The following is a 13377-nucleotide window of genomic DNA, read 5'->3' on the forward strand; positions in this document are numbered from 1 at the left end:
AAGGGATAAATCAGATTTCCTGATCGGACAGGTAGACAGGCGCGGCCATGGACTGGGCCGGGGCCTCCTCCTCTTCCGGCTCGTCGAGGATGCTGGCGTCCACCAGTCCCTCCTCGATCTCGCGCAGGGCGATTACCGTGGGCTTGTCGTTTTCCTCCGGCACCAGCGGTTCTTTGCCGCCGGTGGCGATCTGGCGGGCGCGCTTGCTGCCCACGATAACGAGCTCGAAGCGGTTGTCGACGTGCTCGAGGCAATCTTCAACGGTAATACGTGCCATAAACTTTCGGTTCCATTAACAGTGCGTATAGGGTGCCCCGTGGGCGAATTCGGTTCAGGGGACCGGCTATTTTACCGGACCGCGGAGTGTACGTAAATCGATCAGCCGGCGCCGCGGCGCCCGGTTTACGCGCGCTTCAACAGCGCCTGCAGCAGTTCGCCGTGGCGTTCCTGCTGGTGCTTCAGGCGGTTCCGCTGGGCGCTGACTATGGCGCGCAGCTCGGCCAGCGCCTCGTCGAAGTTGTCGTTGATCACCAGGTAGTCCGCCTCCACATAGTGGGACATCTCGTCGATGGCCTGCGCCATGCGCCTGTCGATCACGCTCTGCTCGTCCTGGCCGCGGCCGGTCAGGCGCTCGCGCAGCGCCTGCTGCGATGGCGGCAGTATAAAGATGCCCACGGTGTCCGGCAGCAGCCGGCGCACCTGGGCCGCGCCCTGCCAGTCGATTTCGAGGATCACGTCGCGGCCCTCGGCCAGTGTCTCCTCGACCCACTCCTTCGAAGTGCCGTAGTAGTTGTCGCCGTATACCTGCGCGTGTTCGAGGAAGGCGTCCCGTTCCAGCATCTGCAGGAACTCGTCGCGGCCGACGAAGTGGTAGTTGACCCCGTCCTGCTCACCCGGGCGCATCGGCCTGGTGGTATGGGACACCGACACTGTGACCTGGCTGTCGCTGTCCGCCAGCGCCTTTACCAGGCTGGTTTTTCCCGCACCGGAGGGCGCGGACACGGTAAAAAGGGTTCCTGTTTGCACAACTGATCCTGTATCCGGGCAAAGCGGTCATTATAACGGAAGCAGTTGGATAGGGCGGGTAAAAGGCTAAACCCCGGCCGGGTTGGGGGGGGAGTGTTGGGATTTTTCAGGGGCGCGGCATCCACCACAAACTGCGTGGCGCCTGCTGCGCCCCCGAGCCCGGCCGGGATCGCCCGGCGGAAGCCGGTCCGGCCACCACCTACAGTCTGTGACCGGGTTCAACTTCCTGTTGCTAATCGCTAACGAGAGCGACTGTAGCGCCTTTGCCCGTAAAAGCCAACCACCACCAGCCGAGCGCGCTGAAAAGGATATAGCAGCCGAGGGCGGCGGACAGCGCCGGCGGCAGCAGGGCGACGGCCGGAACCAGCGCCGCCAGGCGCACCAGTTCCGCGATCCGCGCGAGGCGGTGGCCGTCGAGAATGCGGCCGTTGACGATCAGGCCGAGGGCGAGCAGCGCCACCGCGATCAGCTGTTCGGAGTAGGTCATTTTCTGTGCATACCAGAGCAGTGCCAGGGTCGCGGCGGAGTAACACAGGTGCTGCACCAGCGCGTAGATGCGCCGGCCGCGGCCTATCTGTGGATCGAAGCGCTGGAAGTTGTCCAGGTCGCAGGAGGGCACCGGCATGGCCGCCTCGGCGTCCGCCGGGCGGTAGCCGGTGCGGCGGAACCAGAGGGTGAGCTTGTCCCACCAGCTGTTCGTATACCAGGCATCCAGGGCCATGCGTTTGTAGTGCTGCAGGTTGGCGGCCAGTGGGTCGAAGCTGTTCAACGGCTTGCGCACGCCGTAGATGCACGGCTCCTCCTCCAGCTCCTCCTGGTAGGTCCCGAACAGGCGGTCCCAGACGATAAAGACACCGCCGTAGTTGCGGTCCACATAGATCTTGTTCTGTGCGTGGTGCACGCGGTGGTTCGACGGCGTGACGAAAATCCACTCCATCCACTTCACCTTGGGGAACTTCTGCGTGTGCACCCAGAACTGGTAGATCAGGTCGATGGCGCCGGCGGTGATCAGCAGTTCCGCCGGCAGGCCGATCAGCAGCAGCGGCATATAGAAGATCCAGCCGATCGGCGGCCCGCCGCTGGGCTGGCGCAGCGCCGTGGTCAGGTTGTAGTCCTCGCTCTGGTGGTGCACCAGGTGGTCGGCCCAGAAGATGTTGATCTCGTGGGCGATGCGGTGCTTCCAGTAGTAGCAGAAGTCGTAGGCCACCACCGCCAGCAGCAGGTGCCAGCCGTTGTCCATGGACCAGTTGAAGCCCACCGCCTGATAGTAGGGCTGCAACAGCTCGTACAGCGGGATATAGATCAGCAACAGCACGCCAGAGCGCAGCAGCCCGGTGATGCGGCTCAGGATGCCGGCGCTGAGACTGCCGATGGCGTCGTTGAGCCGGTACAGGCCCCAGCCGCGCCAGCGATCCAGCGCCAGCTCCACCAGTACGGCGATCAGGAAAAAGGGGATGGCGAGGGTGACGAGACTCACGGGCACCTCTTTGAATATTCTTATCGGTCGAATTGTGTCCACTCTGCCACAGGCGGCAGGCGCGGCCCAGGCAATTCGCGGCGCAATTTTGAAATCCGTTAGCCATTTATGGCGCGCGTAAAAAAAGGGCGGCCCGCGGGCCGCCCTCCTGTGGTCGCGTGCGCCGGTTTACGGACTCGCCTGTGCGTCCAGAGTCACGCCGGAATAGGCGTCGTAACCGCGGATGCTGATATACCAGGTACCGGCGGCCGGATTGCTGAAGCTGCAGTTCTCGTTATTACCCCACTTGTACGGGCGGCAGTCGTAGCTGCCGGTGGTGGGCTGAGCGCCGTGGCGCACATAGAGGTCGCCGTCTCCGCTGCCGCCGGACATCTGTACGTCCAGCGTCGCCATGCCGGAGTTCACCTCCAGTGTGAAGTGCTGCCAGGTGCCCTGTCCTCCGGACAGGTTGGTCTCGGTCCAGCCGCTGGCGCCGCCGCTGCCGCCCTCATCGTAGCTGCCCACCAGACTGACGCCGGAGAAGCTGCTGTAGGCGCGCACCATCACATAGTAGGTGCCGGCCTGCACGTTGGAGATGCTGCAGGTCTCGTTGTTGCCGTTCAGATAGGGGCGGCAGTCGTAGCTGCCAGTAGTGGGCGCAGAGCCGAACTTCACATACAGATCCGCATCGCCGCTGCCGCCGGAGATCTGGAACTGCAGGTTGGTCGCGCCCGCCGGTACTTCGAGGGTGTAGTGCAGTTCGTCGCCGGTGTTGCCGGAGAGCCCGCTTTCGGCCACGCCGTTCTGCAGTTCGCCGTTGCCCGGGTTGCCGCCACCGCCGCCGGAGACTTCGGCCACGGCCGCCGCCGCATCGACGATACCGGAACCGCACTGGTTGCAGCTGGCGGGGAAGCTGCGCGCGGTGTTCTTCAGGATCGACTCGACATCGTCCGGCGACAGGGAGCTGTCCACCGCGTACATCAGCGCAACGGCGCCGGCCACGTGGGGCGTCGCCATACTGGTGCCCTGGTAGAAGGCGTAGTTGTCGCTGCCGGGGCCCTGGCTGCCGCTGTTCAGGGTGGAGAGTACGCCGTTGCTGGCCACCGAGGTGTCGCCGCCGGGCGCGGCCACATCCACCACACTGCCGTAGTTGGAGTACCAGGCGCGGCCGCCAGAGCGGTCGACCGAGGCCACGGTCACTACGCCGGAGCAGTTGGCCGGTGTGGCGTTGCTGGCGTTGGTGTTGGAGTTGCCCGCGGCCACCACCACGGTCGCGCCGAGGCTGCGCGCGGTGTTGATCGCGTTCTGGGTGGTGCTGCCGCAGCTGCCGCCGCCGCCCAGGCTCAGGTTCAGCACCTTGGCCGGGTTGGCGTTGGCGGGTACGCCGCTGACGGTGCCGCCCGCGCCCCAGATAATGGCGTCGGCGATATCCGAGGTGTAGCCGCCGCAGCGGCCCAGTACGCGGATCGGCACTACCTTGGCCTTGTAGGCCACGCCGGCGATACCGATGCCGTTGTTAGTGGCCGCTGCGACGGTGCCGGCGACATGGGTGCCGTGCCAGCTGCTGTTGCTGCCGGGGTCGTTGGGGTCGCACACGCCGGCCGGTGCCCAGTCGCCCGGATCGGTGGCGTCGCTGTCGCGGCCGTCGCCATCCTGGGCTACATCTGGATCGGAAATCATGTCGTAACCGGGCAGCAGGTTGTCCACCAGATCCTCGTGTGGGCGGTAGCCGGTATCGATCACGGCCACCACAACACCCTCACCCTGGCTGGTGTCCCAGGCCGCGGGCAGGTTCAGGCCGCCGGTGGATTCGAAGTAGTGCCACTGCTCGTTGTAGCGCGGGTCGCTGGGGGTGGCCATCGGCTTCATCAGCAGGTCCGGCTCCGCGTACTCCACGTTCGGGTCCTGCTGCAGACGGCTGATGATGGCGTCCAGTTCGGCCTTGCTCTTGCGCTTGTTCAGGCGCATCAGCTGCGCGCCGGTTGCCAGGCGGCGCATATGGCGCAGTTCAGTGCCGGCCATGCGCGAGGCGTGCTCCAGCGCCGAATGCGACATGCTGGAAGCCAGCCCCATCTGGGAGGCGTTCTTGTATTTGATGATGATGCGGTCGGTGACGGCCTGCGCACTGGCGGGCACCGCCGACGGCGAGTTGGTTTCGACTGCGTGCGTCGCGAGCGGTGCCGCGCACAGCAGAGAGACTGCACTCAGCAGAGCCGATTGTTGCAGCAGGTTTTTAAACGGTAATTTCATTGTTGCTAGGATCTCCGTAATTATTGTTATCGGGCGCGTCCATGTACCGCGGGGGCGCCTGTGTACCTCTGATACCTCGCTTACTGCTATTTGCCTTGCGGGCGGAGAGCGTTTTCCGCGTGAAGGCCGACAATAGGCCGCCTGGAGTTATTCAGCCGGCGCAAATGCCGTCGTGTACAAAAGGATATTTATCCAAATGTATGGATTTAACGGAGGTTCACTCCTAAGCCTCAACGGTTTGCGGGGACAATATTTGGAATAAGGCGCCAAATGCCAATTTTTTTTGGTGCGTCCGTACCGGTCAAAAAATAAGTGAGAAATACTTCACTGCGGATATGTGAAGACGCAGCGCGGTGCGCTTTTTGGGTGCGTGAGGCCGGTATAAAAAACAGCTCTCGGTGGAGCTGTTTTTATTTTAGGGGGGGCGTGACCTAACTACCCAATTTACTACCCATAAAGATAATTTCATCACTGGATAGTTCGAATGAGTTATTGTCAAATCTGGGTTTCACCACTCATTCATTGATGTCCTTACTGACAATTTTATCGCCAATCCACTTATCGACGTCTGCACGTCTGAAGCGCTATGAGCCACCGACCTTGAACCCTGGCAGCTTACCTTCTGCCGCGAGTCTATAGGCCGTTTTCTCGTTGAGCTTCAGATACTGCGCAACCTCTCGTATGGTCAGCATGTCATCACTCATCACGGCAGCCCTGTTCTGAATGTGGGTGGCCAAAAGAGGCGGGAGAATAGAGGAAAATTACAGAATCAGGGCGTGGGCCATGAAGGGGTACCCAAACGAGTCAAAATGAGCGCTCGCTGTGTTGAGCCTGGCGGCTCTCGGATTTACTGCGGTGGATTGAGCGGCGAAAGGCGACTTGAGCAAGATCCGGTCCCCGGTTCATGGTGTATTGGGGATTTTTAGCTCTTCAAAATTTGTTCAAGTCGGCGGTAAGCCTCTGCATGTTTTTCCGGTGTCATCCTGGCTAGGTTCTGTAGTTTCCAGCGCACGGCTGGTAACTGGTCAATGTCGGAGAGTCCCAGGAGAGTCCCAGGAGAGTCCAATCCGGTGTGCGATTCTTAAATGACAGTAAAAATGTTCGCTCCTGCGGTGTCAGCGAGGTATTGATGAGTCTTACCAGTTGCTCCCGGGTCGCTTCCAGGTCGGCCTGGGGAATGTCTTGATCGGCCATGTTGCGAAATTCACCTTCGTAGACGCCGGAAATGTCCTTGAAGTGTGGCCTGAGCAGCTCGGCAATGGGCCGAGGATGGCTGATGATGTAAACCAGCAGAGCCTTGCGCAGGTCATCGGTGAGTCCTTCGTTATCGAGTAGCTGCTTGACGTCGAACAGATCTCGCGGGTGTTGGCGATCTAGCGCTGCGCAGATTTTACCAGCATACAGATCCGCGAAGCTCACCACGGCCATCTCGGCAAAGCCAAACTCTTCTTGAACGGCCTCACTGACAGGTATGACCTGGGGCTCGTAAACCGTGCCGCGCAATACGGGGGAGAGTTCTATTTTGATTTGCACACCATCCCGTTCCACCAGTAGGCGCAGGGCATCCGCTCTATCCTGGAAGGAGCGGATAACCCGAGTATTGTCGATGCTGGTCGTGATGGTGGAAGCCAGTGTATCCAGATTGTTCTTGATGGTCTGCAGGGCCTCATGCCGTTCCATCATGGGCAGGAAAACCAGATCGATATCGACCGAAAGTCGGGGAAAGTCACGAACGAACAGATTGATAGCCGTTCCACCTTTGAGGGCGAAGCAGTCGTGCCGGGCAACGAAGGGAATAAGCCGTATCAACAGCTGGACTTGTCGATAGTAGTGGCTTTGTCTATCCATGCTATTTACATGTCCTTCGGCACGGTGATCTGCCAGGTTGGCTCCAGCCTGCCGCCTTTGGCGAGCAGTCGCTTTCCAGTGCCCAGCGCGTATTGATCTGGTGTCAGGTACTTGAGCCAGGCGTGTTGATGTCTTCCTGCCAGCCAGAGAAAGAGCCGTTTCGCTTTGATACTGCGACAGGTTTTCAGCAAGGCGTCCAGCTTGCGTGGCGAGAGGTTGTGCAGCCCCTGCATCAACTGGTCAGCATGTTCAAAGCTGAGGGTGTTGGGCACCGCCGCCAAGAGTTCGAGAATGGCTTTTTCTGGACAGGAGTAGTGCAGCGGGGGGCATGATGCCTGCCAATTGTCTTGCCGGAGGTACTTATTGTCTTGCATCAGCGTTTCTGGCCACAGGCGGCGTGTGCCGTGCCACTCAAACTGTGCCGGAGCATCGATTCGGCTGAGCCATCGGGGGAGCGCTGCATCGGAGTAGAGATGAACCCTTGGCTTGCTTCCTTTGGACAGGTAATGGCCAAGCCCTTCCAACTCTAACGCGGTTAAACCTCCGACGTGAACGGGGGCATCGGACATGCGCTGCAAAGAGGCAACAATACCTTTCCAGGACAGCCTTGCTTCCTGCCTGGCGTAAACACCGGCTACGAGAGGGATCAGGGTCTGGTTGCGTACCGCATTGTCCAGAAAATGCAGATTGAGTCCCTGTGCCTTCAGCCATGATTTGGTGGCTACCATATCCAAAGGCAGCACCTTCTGTAGCTGCTTTCTGGCTTCAGTATTCAGCATGGCTGGCCCCAAGCAGGTTTGTAAAACTCCAAATATACGTTAATTGTTGACGTGATTTAGATATTTATCAAACCAATCTGCTTCAGGCGGTTTGTAAAGTTTCAATTTCACGCCAATTAATGCCGTGAAAATGAGGTTTTTCAAACCCTGTCTTGCCGAGCATAGTTCTGGCGGCACCGCGCAAGTCATGGACCCGGCGCGTATCAAACGAGAGGAAGTACTACCTGAACAGTTTCTTCAGTGCATGTTTCAAGGTGTTCCCACAGATATGGGGGGACGCGCCTGCTTGCTGATCCGCCTGGCTGGGAACACAGAAAGGCTGAAAAGATCATTCTATGTTTTGTACTTGCTCGCGCATCTGCTCGATCAGCACCTTCAGCTCCACCGCCGCCTGGGTGGTGTCGGTGACGACGGATTTGGACGACAGGGTGTTGGCCTCGCGGTTGAATTCCTGCATCAGGAAATCCAGGCGCCGGCCTATGGCACCGCCGCCTTCGAGCACGCGGCGGGTCTCGGCGATATGGGCTTCGAGCCGGTCCAGTTCCTCGTCCACATCGGCTTTTTGCGCCAGCAGTACGATTTCCTGTTCCAGCCGGTCCCTGTCCAGCTCACCGAGCAGTTCCTCCAGGCGCGCGTGCAGTTTTTCCCGCTGCGCCTGCAGTATCTGCGGCAGCAGGGCGCGCACCTTGGCGACCTGTTCCTCGATGCTTTCGAGGCGCGCCTCGATAAATTTGCGCAGTTCCGCGCCCTCGCGCTCGCGGTTGGCCTTGAGCTGCTGCAGCGCCTCGCCGAAGGCCCGCTGCACGGCGGCGCTCAGTTGTTCCGAGTCTGTCTCCGGTTCCGCAATCACGCCGGGCCACTGCAGTATCTGCAGCGGGTTCAGCGGCGCCGTGTCGAGCCCCGGTGCCACCTGTCTGGCGGCCTGTACCAGCGCCTCCGCCAGCGGCTGGTTGATTTCCAGGCCGGTGCTCTCGACGTTGTTGGGTTTCAGGGTCAGGGTCAGTTCCAGCTTGCCGCGGGACAGGGCCTTGCGCAGGGTCTCGCGCAGCTGGGTCTCCAGCGGGCGCGCGGCCTCGGGCAGGCGGAAGTGGGGTTCCAGGTAGCGGTGGTTGACCGAACGCAGTTCCCAGATGGCGGTGCCGGTTGCGTAGGATGCCTCGGCGCGGCCGAAGGCGGTCATGCTGCGCACTGTATTCTGTTCCCGGCGGTTGGCCATTGTCGCTCCCCTGCTGGCGTTGGAAATTGGCCCGGCATCATAGCACAGCCCTGAAGTCGCACCGCTGACCGCGGCGATTGCGCGGAAGTCGGGCGAGGTCTTCCCGCGGGGGATATATAATGCAGAGCTCGCAACCAACAATCAGAGGTGAAGCATGCAGCGACCCAGTGGCCGCGCGCCGGCACAACTGCGCCAAGTCCGAATTACCCGCAACTACACCCGCCACGCGGAGGGCTCTGTACTGGTGGAGTTTGGCGATACCAAAGTGCTGTGCAACGCGTCGGTGGCGAGCGAGGTGCCGCGCTTTCTGCGCGGTCAGGGCAGCGGCTGGATCACCGCCGAGTACGGCATGCTGCCCCGCTCCACCGGCACGCGCATGCCGCGCGAGTCGGCCAAGGGCAAGCAGAGCGGGCGCACGGTGGAGATTCAGCGTCTGATCGGCCGCTCCCTGCGCGCGGCGGTGGATCTGGAACAGTTGGGGGAGCACCAGATCACCATCGATTGCGATGTGATCCAGGCCGATGGCGGTACGCGCACTGCAGCCATCACCGGCGCCTGCGTGGCGCTGGTGGATGCATTGCGCTATATGCAGCGGGAGAAAATCATCACCACCGACCCGCTGAAGAACCTGGTGGCGGCGGTTTCCGTCGGTATCTACGAGGGCGAAGCGGTGCTGGATCTGGACTACCCGGAGGACAGCGGTGCCGATACGGACATGAACCTGGTGATGGCGGAAGACGGCGGCATGATCGAGGTGCAGGGCACCGCCGAGGGGGCGCCCTTTACCGAGAAGCAGTTCGCGCAGATGCTGGGGCTGGGCAAGGCGGGGATCGGCGAGTTGATCGCGCTGCAGAGGAAGGCGTTGGAGGAGTGATGAAAGGTGGATGCGGACAAATCTGCTCCCGGCACATTTGTCCGCATTCGCCGCTCGATCAGACCTCGAGGTCGTAATCCATGATCAGCGGCAGGTGGCTGGAGAAGTCGACGTTCTTGTTGATGGCGCCGTACTCGATGCGGTTTTTCAGGGTCTGGGAGACTATCTGCATGTCGGTGCGCCAGCCGTCGCCCTCGCCCACCTTGCCGCTCGGCCACCAGGTGAACTCGTCCGCGTCCTTGACCACCTTGCGGAAGGCGTCCACATAGCCGATCTCGTTGAACAGCTGGTCCAGCCAGCGCTGCTCGTGGCGCATAAAGCCGGGGGTGTCCTGGTGGTCCTGCCAGTTCTGTACGTCGGCGCGGCGGTGCGCCATGCCCCAGTTGCCGCAGAAGATGAAGTCGCGGCGCTTGCGGCTGATCTTGTGCAGGTGGGCCTGCATGTCGTCGAAGAACTGCACCTTCTTCTCCAGCGAGGCCTCATCGGTGGCCACCGGTGCCAGCAGGGAGCCGACGCTGAGGCGCTCGAAGTCCGCCTGCAGGTAGCGCCCGTACATATCCTCGCCGTTGGCGAAACCCATGCCGAAGATGATCGCCTTCGGCTGGCTGCGGGTATAGATGGCCACACCGTTCTCGTGCGGCGTACCGGAATCGAAGAAGTAGCTGTAATAGCCGTCGGGGTGGAAGATCGGGTGGTCCAGTTCCGGCTCCAGGGAGCGCAGATCCTGCAGGCAGATGATATCCGCGTCCTGCTCCGCCAACCAATCATAGAGGCCGCGCTGTGCCGCCTGATGAACGCCGTCTACCGACAGACTCACTATTCGCATTATTAGCCCCTTACCAGCGGACTGTGTATCATTAATAACATTATGTGCACACTTCTCCCCCTTAGTTCCCGCGGGGGAGGTCTCCCTTCACCTTAGCCAATAGTTAACAAATTGCCATGCAGCAGTATCAGCGCGATTTTATCCAACTGGCCCTGGATCATCAGGTGCTGTGTTTCGGTGATTTCACCCTGAAGTCCGGCCGCCGGAGCCCCTATTTCTTCAATGCCGGCCGCTTCCACACAGGCGCCGCGCTGGCGGCGCTGGGACAGGCCTACGCCGAGGCGATTATCGCCTCTGGAGTGGAGTTCGATGTCATTTTTGGACCGGCCTACAAGGGTATACCGCTGGGTGCGGTAACTGCCGTGGCGCTGGCTCAGAAAGGCGTGGACAAGCCCTTCTGCTACAACCGCAAAGAGGCCAAGGATCACGGCGAAGGCGGAACCTTAGTGGGTGCGCCGCTTGTTGGCAAGGTTTTGATTATCGACGACGTGATTACCGCCGGCACTGCGGTGCGCGAGGTGATGCAGATCATCGAGGCGCACGGGGCCGAGGCCGCCGGCGTGGTGATCGGCCTGAACCGCCAGGAGAGGGCCAGCGAGGACTGTGAACTCTCCGCTATTCAGCAGGTGGAGAGGCAGTACAATATCCCGGTCCTCAGTATTGTGCAGCTGGACCATATCATCAGCTACCTGAAGGAGCAGTCGCAGGACAGCGACACGGTACGGAAAATCGAGGACTACCGGCAGCGCTATGGCGTCTCGGGATCATAATACCGAGAGCGCCGGCACGCCCGATCATTCAGCGAGAAGCGCGATGAAAGTCGTCCCCCTACCAGCACTGATTCTCTCCGCCGCTCTGGCCTGGCCCTGCGCCCAGGCCTGGCAGGGCGATGAATTCAAAGGCAGGGTTCTGTACCGCTACACCGACGAGAAGGGTGTCCAGGTGCTCGACGACCGGGTGCCGCCGCGCTTTGTGGCCAAGGGCTACGAGGTGCTCACGCCCAGCGGCCGCGTGCTGAAGGTGGTGCCGCCGCAGCTTTCCGGCGAGGAGCTGGCCGAGCAGAAGCGCCGCGAGGCGCAGCGGGAGGCGGACCGCCAGCTGCTCAAGCGGTACAACAGCGTGGCCGATATCGAGAGCGCGCGCGCGCGCAAGCTGGCGATCGTCGAACAGGATATGGCCATCATGCGCTCGAACATTACCAGCCTGGGCCGGCAGATAGCGCAGGAGGAGGCGGCGGCCGCGCGCACCCAGCGGGCTGGCCGCGAAGTGCCGCCGGAACTGCTGAAGAGGATTGCCGACCTGCGCGAGGAGGTGGCGGTGTTGCAGGAGCGCCTGAGCCGGCGCGAGACGGAGGCGGTTGCGATCAACGAGGAGTTCGACAGGGCCGCGGCGCGCTACGGGGAGATCGCCGGGAAGTAGACCGGCAACCAGACCCGCCCCTCGATCAATACACCCCGCCCGTCACTGGCTCAGCGCCGTCTCGCGAAAGAATCCCGCCATCAGCACCGGCCACTGTTCCGCCCAGTACTCGGTGGGCTTGCGCTTGAAGCCGCTGCGCACGTACTGGACTATGCGCCCCTCGGCGCTGGCCAGCAGCAGGTTGGCGGCGCCGCCGAGCGGTATGGCCGGGCGCAGCTGCTCGCGCAGTTCCGCCTCGCGCAGTATCTGTTTCAGCTGGGTCTCCAGCCGGTCGAAGAACTGCAGTATGCGCCCGTGCAGCCGCTCCGTCTCGCCGGTCAGGGCGTCGCCGGTGAGCAGGCGGGTGATGCCCGGATTGCGCTCGCAGAAGGCCAGCAGCAGGTGCAGTATCTTCTGGCAGCGGGCCAGGGCCGAGGGCTCCTCCTGCAGTATCAGCGACACGCGGCTGAACACCGTCTCCTCGATAAACTCGATCAACCCCTCGAACATCTTCGACTTGCTGGGAAAGTGGCGGTACAGCGCCGCTTCGGAGAAGCCGACCTCCTTGGCCAGGGCCGCAGTGGTGATACGTGCGCCGGGGCTGGCCTCCAGCATATGGGCCAGGGCCTGCAGTATCTGTTGACGCCGGTTGATTTTTTCGCTGCTCATTCGCTGCCTTTTATAATCCGGCGGCTGGCCGGAAGCTGGTTTTGTTGTTGTGCCTTTCTGCTGCGGCGGCGGAATCCTACCGATTCGCCGGGCCGGCTTCAATTGCCGGGCGTTTGCTGCGCGCGGGTTTGCGCTCCGTCGTCGGTGATCAGTGTGCCGACGCCGCTGTCGGTGAAGATTTCCAGCAGCACCGCGTGGGGCACGCGGCCGTCGATGATATGTGCCGAGGTCACGCCGGCCTTGACCGCATCCAGCGCGCAGGCGATCTTCGGCAGCATGCCGCCGTAGATGGTGCCGTCGGCGATCAGGCCGTCCACCTGCAGCGTGCTGAGGCCGGTCAGCACCTCGCCGTTTTTGTCCTGCAGGCCGGCCACGTTGGTCAGCAGCATCAGTTTTTCCGCCTTCAGGTACTCGGCGATCTTGCCCGCCACCAGGTCGGCGTTGATATTGTAGGAGGCGCCGTCCTCGCCCACGCCGATGGGGGCGATCACCGGGATAAAGTCGCCGTGGATCAGCATGTCGATCACGTCGGTGTTGACACTCTCGACCTCGCCCACATGGCCGATATCGATGATCTCCGAGGCGTGCAGGCCGGCGGCCTCGCTCCTGATCTGGAGTTTTTTCGCGCGGATCAGCAGGCCGTCCTTGCCGGTCACGCCCACGGCGCGGCCGCCGTTCTTGTTGATCAGGTTGACGATCTGCTTGTTCACGGTGCCGCCGAGCACCATCTCCACGACGTCCATGGTCTCGCTGTCGGTCACGCGCATGCCGTCGACGAAGCGGGACTCGATGCTGAGTTTGTCCAGCAGCGTGCCTATCTGCGGGCCGCCGCCGTGCACCACCACCGGGTTCATGCCCACCAGCTTCATCAGGATGATGTCGCGGGCGAAGCTGTTTTGCAGCGCTTCGTCCACCATCGCGTTGCCGCCGAACTTGACCACGATGGTCTTGCCGGTAAAGCGCTGGATATAGGGCAGCGCCTCGTTCAGTACCTGGGCGACGCGCAGGGCGGATTTGCTATCCAGTGACATAAAT

The 13377-nt window shown here is 61.8% G+C and carries 14 protein-coding genes; 3 read left to right on the plus strand and 11 right to left on the minus strand.

The features are described 5' to 3' along the window. Nucleotides 1–10 precede the first annotated feature (10 nt). The 8 genes from rpoZ to ACXAF3_RS01230 form a co-directional block, all read right to left on the minus strand. Entirely contained in the window at nt 11–277 is a 267-nt protein-coding gene (rpoZ, locus tag ACXAF3_RS01195) for a DNA-directed RNA polymerase subunit omega (RefSeq protein WP_475110472.1), read from the minus strand. Between the two features lie 125 nt (nt 278–402). After that, entirely contained in the window at nt 403–1026 is a 624-nt protein-coding gene (gmk, locus tag ACXAF3_RS01200; RefSeq protein WP_475110473.1) for a guanylate kinase, read from the minus strand. A gap of 232 nt (nt 1027–1258) precedes the next feature. Further along, entirely contained in the window at nt 1259–2503 is a 1245-nt protein-coding gene (locus ACXAF3_RS01205; protein WP_475110474.1) for a sterol desaturase family protein, read from the minus strand. A 168-nt stretch (nt 2504–2671) separates the two neighbouring features. Continuing rightward, complete coding sequence (locus tag ACXAF3_RS01210; RefSeq protein ID WP_475110475.1) at nt 2672–4732, minus strand: S8 family peptidase; 2061 nt, start codon at nt 4730–4732, stop codon at nt 2672–2674. Nucleotides 4733–5316: 584 nt separating this feature from the next. Beyond that, on the minus strand, nt 5317–5436 hold the full coding sequence (locus ACXAF3_RS01215) for a helix-turn-helix domain-containing protein (RefSeq protein WP_475110476.1): 120 nt from the start codon (nt 5434–5436) through the stop codon (nt 5317–5319). Between the two features lie 283 nt (nt 5437–5719). Beyond that, complete coding sequence (locus ACXAF3_RS01220) at nt 5720–6580, minus strand: nucleotidyl transferase AbiEii/AbiGii toxin family protein (RefSeq protein WP_475110477.1); 861 nt, start codon at nt 6578–6580, stop codon at nt 5720–5722. 5 nt (nt 6581–6585) lie between these two features. Further along, nucleotides 6586–7359: a type IV toxin-antitoxin system AbiEi family antitoxin domain-containing protein gene (locus tag ACXAF3_RS01225; protein ID WP_475110478.1), complete on the minus strand. Its 774-nt coding sequence runs from the start codon at nt 7357–7359 to the stop codon at nt 6586–6588. Nucleotides 7360–7687: 328 nt separating this feature from the next. Further along, the gene (locus tag ACXAF3_RS01230) at nt 7688–8575 is read right to left on the minus strand and encodes a YicC/YloC family endoribonuclease (RefSeq protein WP_475110479.1); all 888 of its coding nucleotides are present in this window, start codon (nt 8573–8575) and stop codon (nt 7688–7690) included. Nucleotides 8576–8729: 154 nt separating this feature from the next. Between ACXAF3_RS01230 and rph the strand changes: the two genes are divergently transcribed. Further along, nucleotides 8730–9449 carry a ribonuclease PH gene (gene rph, locus ACXAF3_RS01235; protein ID WP_475110480.1) on the plus strand — a complete coding sequence of 240 codons (720 nt, stop codon included), beginning with the start codon at nt 8730–8732 and terminating at the stop codon, nt 9447–9449. 58 nt (nt 9450–9507) lie between these two features. On the opposite strand, the gene ACXAF3_RS01240 is transcribed toward rph, so the two are convergent. Then, a complete protein-coding gene (locus ACXAF3_RS01240; RefSeq protein WP_475110481.1) occupies nt 9508–10275 on the minus strand; it encodes an exodeoxyribonuclease III in 768 nt (255 codons plus the stop codon). A gap of 116 nt (nt 10276–10391) precedes the next feature. Between ACXAF3_RS01240 and pyrE the strand changes: the two genes are divergently transcribed. Both pyrE and ACXAF3_RS01250 read left to right on the plus strand, forming a co-directional pair. Further along, nucleotides 10392–11045: an orotate phosphoribosyltransferase gene (gene pyrE / locus ACXAF3_RS01245; RefSeq protein ID WP_475110482.1), complete on the plus strand. Its 654-nt coding sequence runs from the start codon at nt 10392–10394 to the stop codon at nt 11043–11045. A 43-nt stretch (nt 11046–11088) separates the two neighbouring features. Next, nucleotides 11089–11694, plus strand: a complete 606-nt coding sequence (locus ACXAF3_RS01250; RefSeq protein ID WP_475110483.1) for a hypothetical protein — start codon at nt 11089–11091, stop codon at nt 11692–11694. Nucleotides 11695–11736: 42 nt separating this feature from the next. On the opposite strand, the gene slmA is transcribed toward ACXAF3_RS01250, so the two are convergent. Further along, the gene (gene slmA / locus ACXAF3_RS01255; RefSeq protein ID WP_475110484.1) at nt 11737–12342 is read right to left on the minus strand and encodes a nucleoid occlusion factor SlmA; all 606 of its coding nucleotides are present in this window, start codon (nt 12340–12342) and stop codon (nt 11737–11739) included. 98 nt (nt 12343–12440) lie between these two features. Beyond that, complete coding sequence (argB, locus tag ACXAF3_RS01260; RefSeq protein WP_475110485.1) at nt 12441–13373, minus strand: acetylglutamate kinase; 933 nt, start codon at nt 13371–13373, stop codon at nt 12441–12443. Nucleotides 13374–13377: the final 4 nt, after the last annotated feature.

This window comes from Microbulbifer sp. ABF4_143, assembly GCF_056160225.1.

Coding starts and splice junctions, on each gene's coding strand:
- ACXAF3_RS01225 (WP_475110478.1), bottom strand. CDS start 7,359: ATGCTGAATACTGAAGCCAGAAAGCAGCTACAGAAGGTGCTGCCTTTG.
- pyrE (WP_475110482.1), top strand. CDS start 10,392: ATGCAGCAGTATCAGCGCGATTTTATCCAACTGGCCCTGGATCATCAG.
- rpoZ (WP_475110472.1), bottom strand. CDS start 277: ATGGCACGTATTACCGTTGAAGATTGCCTCGAGCACGTCGACAACCGC.
- ACXAF3_RS01240 (WP_475110481.1), bottom strand. CDS start 10,275: ATGCGAATAGTGAGTCTGTCGGTAGACGGCGTTCATCAGGCGGCACAG.
- ACXAF3_RS01210 (WP_475110475.1), bottom strand. CDS start 4,732: ATGAAATTACCGTTTAAAAACCTGCTGCAACAATCGGCTCTGCTGAGT.
- ACXAF3_RS01220 (WP_475110477.1), bottom strand. CDS start 6,580: ATGGATAGACAAAGCCACTACTATCGACAAGTCCAGCTGTTGATACGG.
- ACXAF3_RS01215 (WP_475110476.1), bottom strand. CDS start 5,436: ATGAGTGATGACATGCTGACCATACGAGAGGTTGCGCAGTATCTGAAG.
- rph (WP_475110480.1), top strand. CDS start 8,730: ATGCAGCGACCCAGTGGCCGCGCGCCGGCACAACTGCGCCAAGTCCGA.
- argB (WP_475110485.1), bottom strand. CDS start 13,373: ATGTCACTGGATAGCAAATCCGCCCTGCGCGTCGCCCAGGTACTGAAC.
- ACXAF3_RS01250 (WP_475110483.1), top strand. CDS start 11,089: ATGAAAGTCGTCCCCCTACCAGCACTGATTCTCTCCGCCGCTCTGGCC.
- ACXAF3_RS01230 (WP_475110479.1), bottom strand. CDS start 8,575: ATGGCCAACCGCCGGGAACAGAATACAGTGCGCAGCATGACCGCCTTC.
- slmA (WP_475110484.1), bottom strand. CDS start 12,342: ATGAGCAGCGAAAAAATCAACCGGCGTCAACAGATACTGCAGGCCCTG.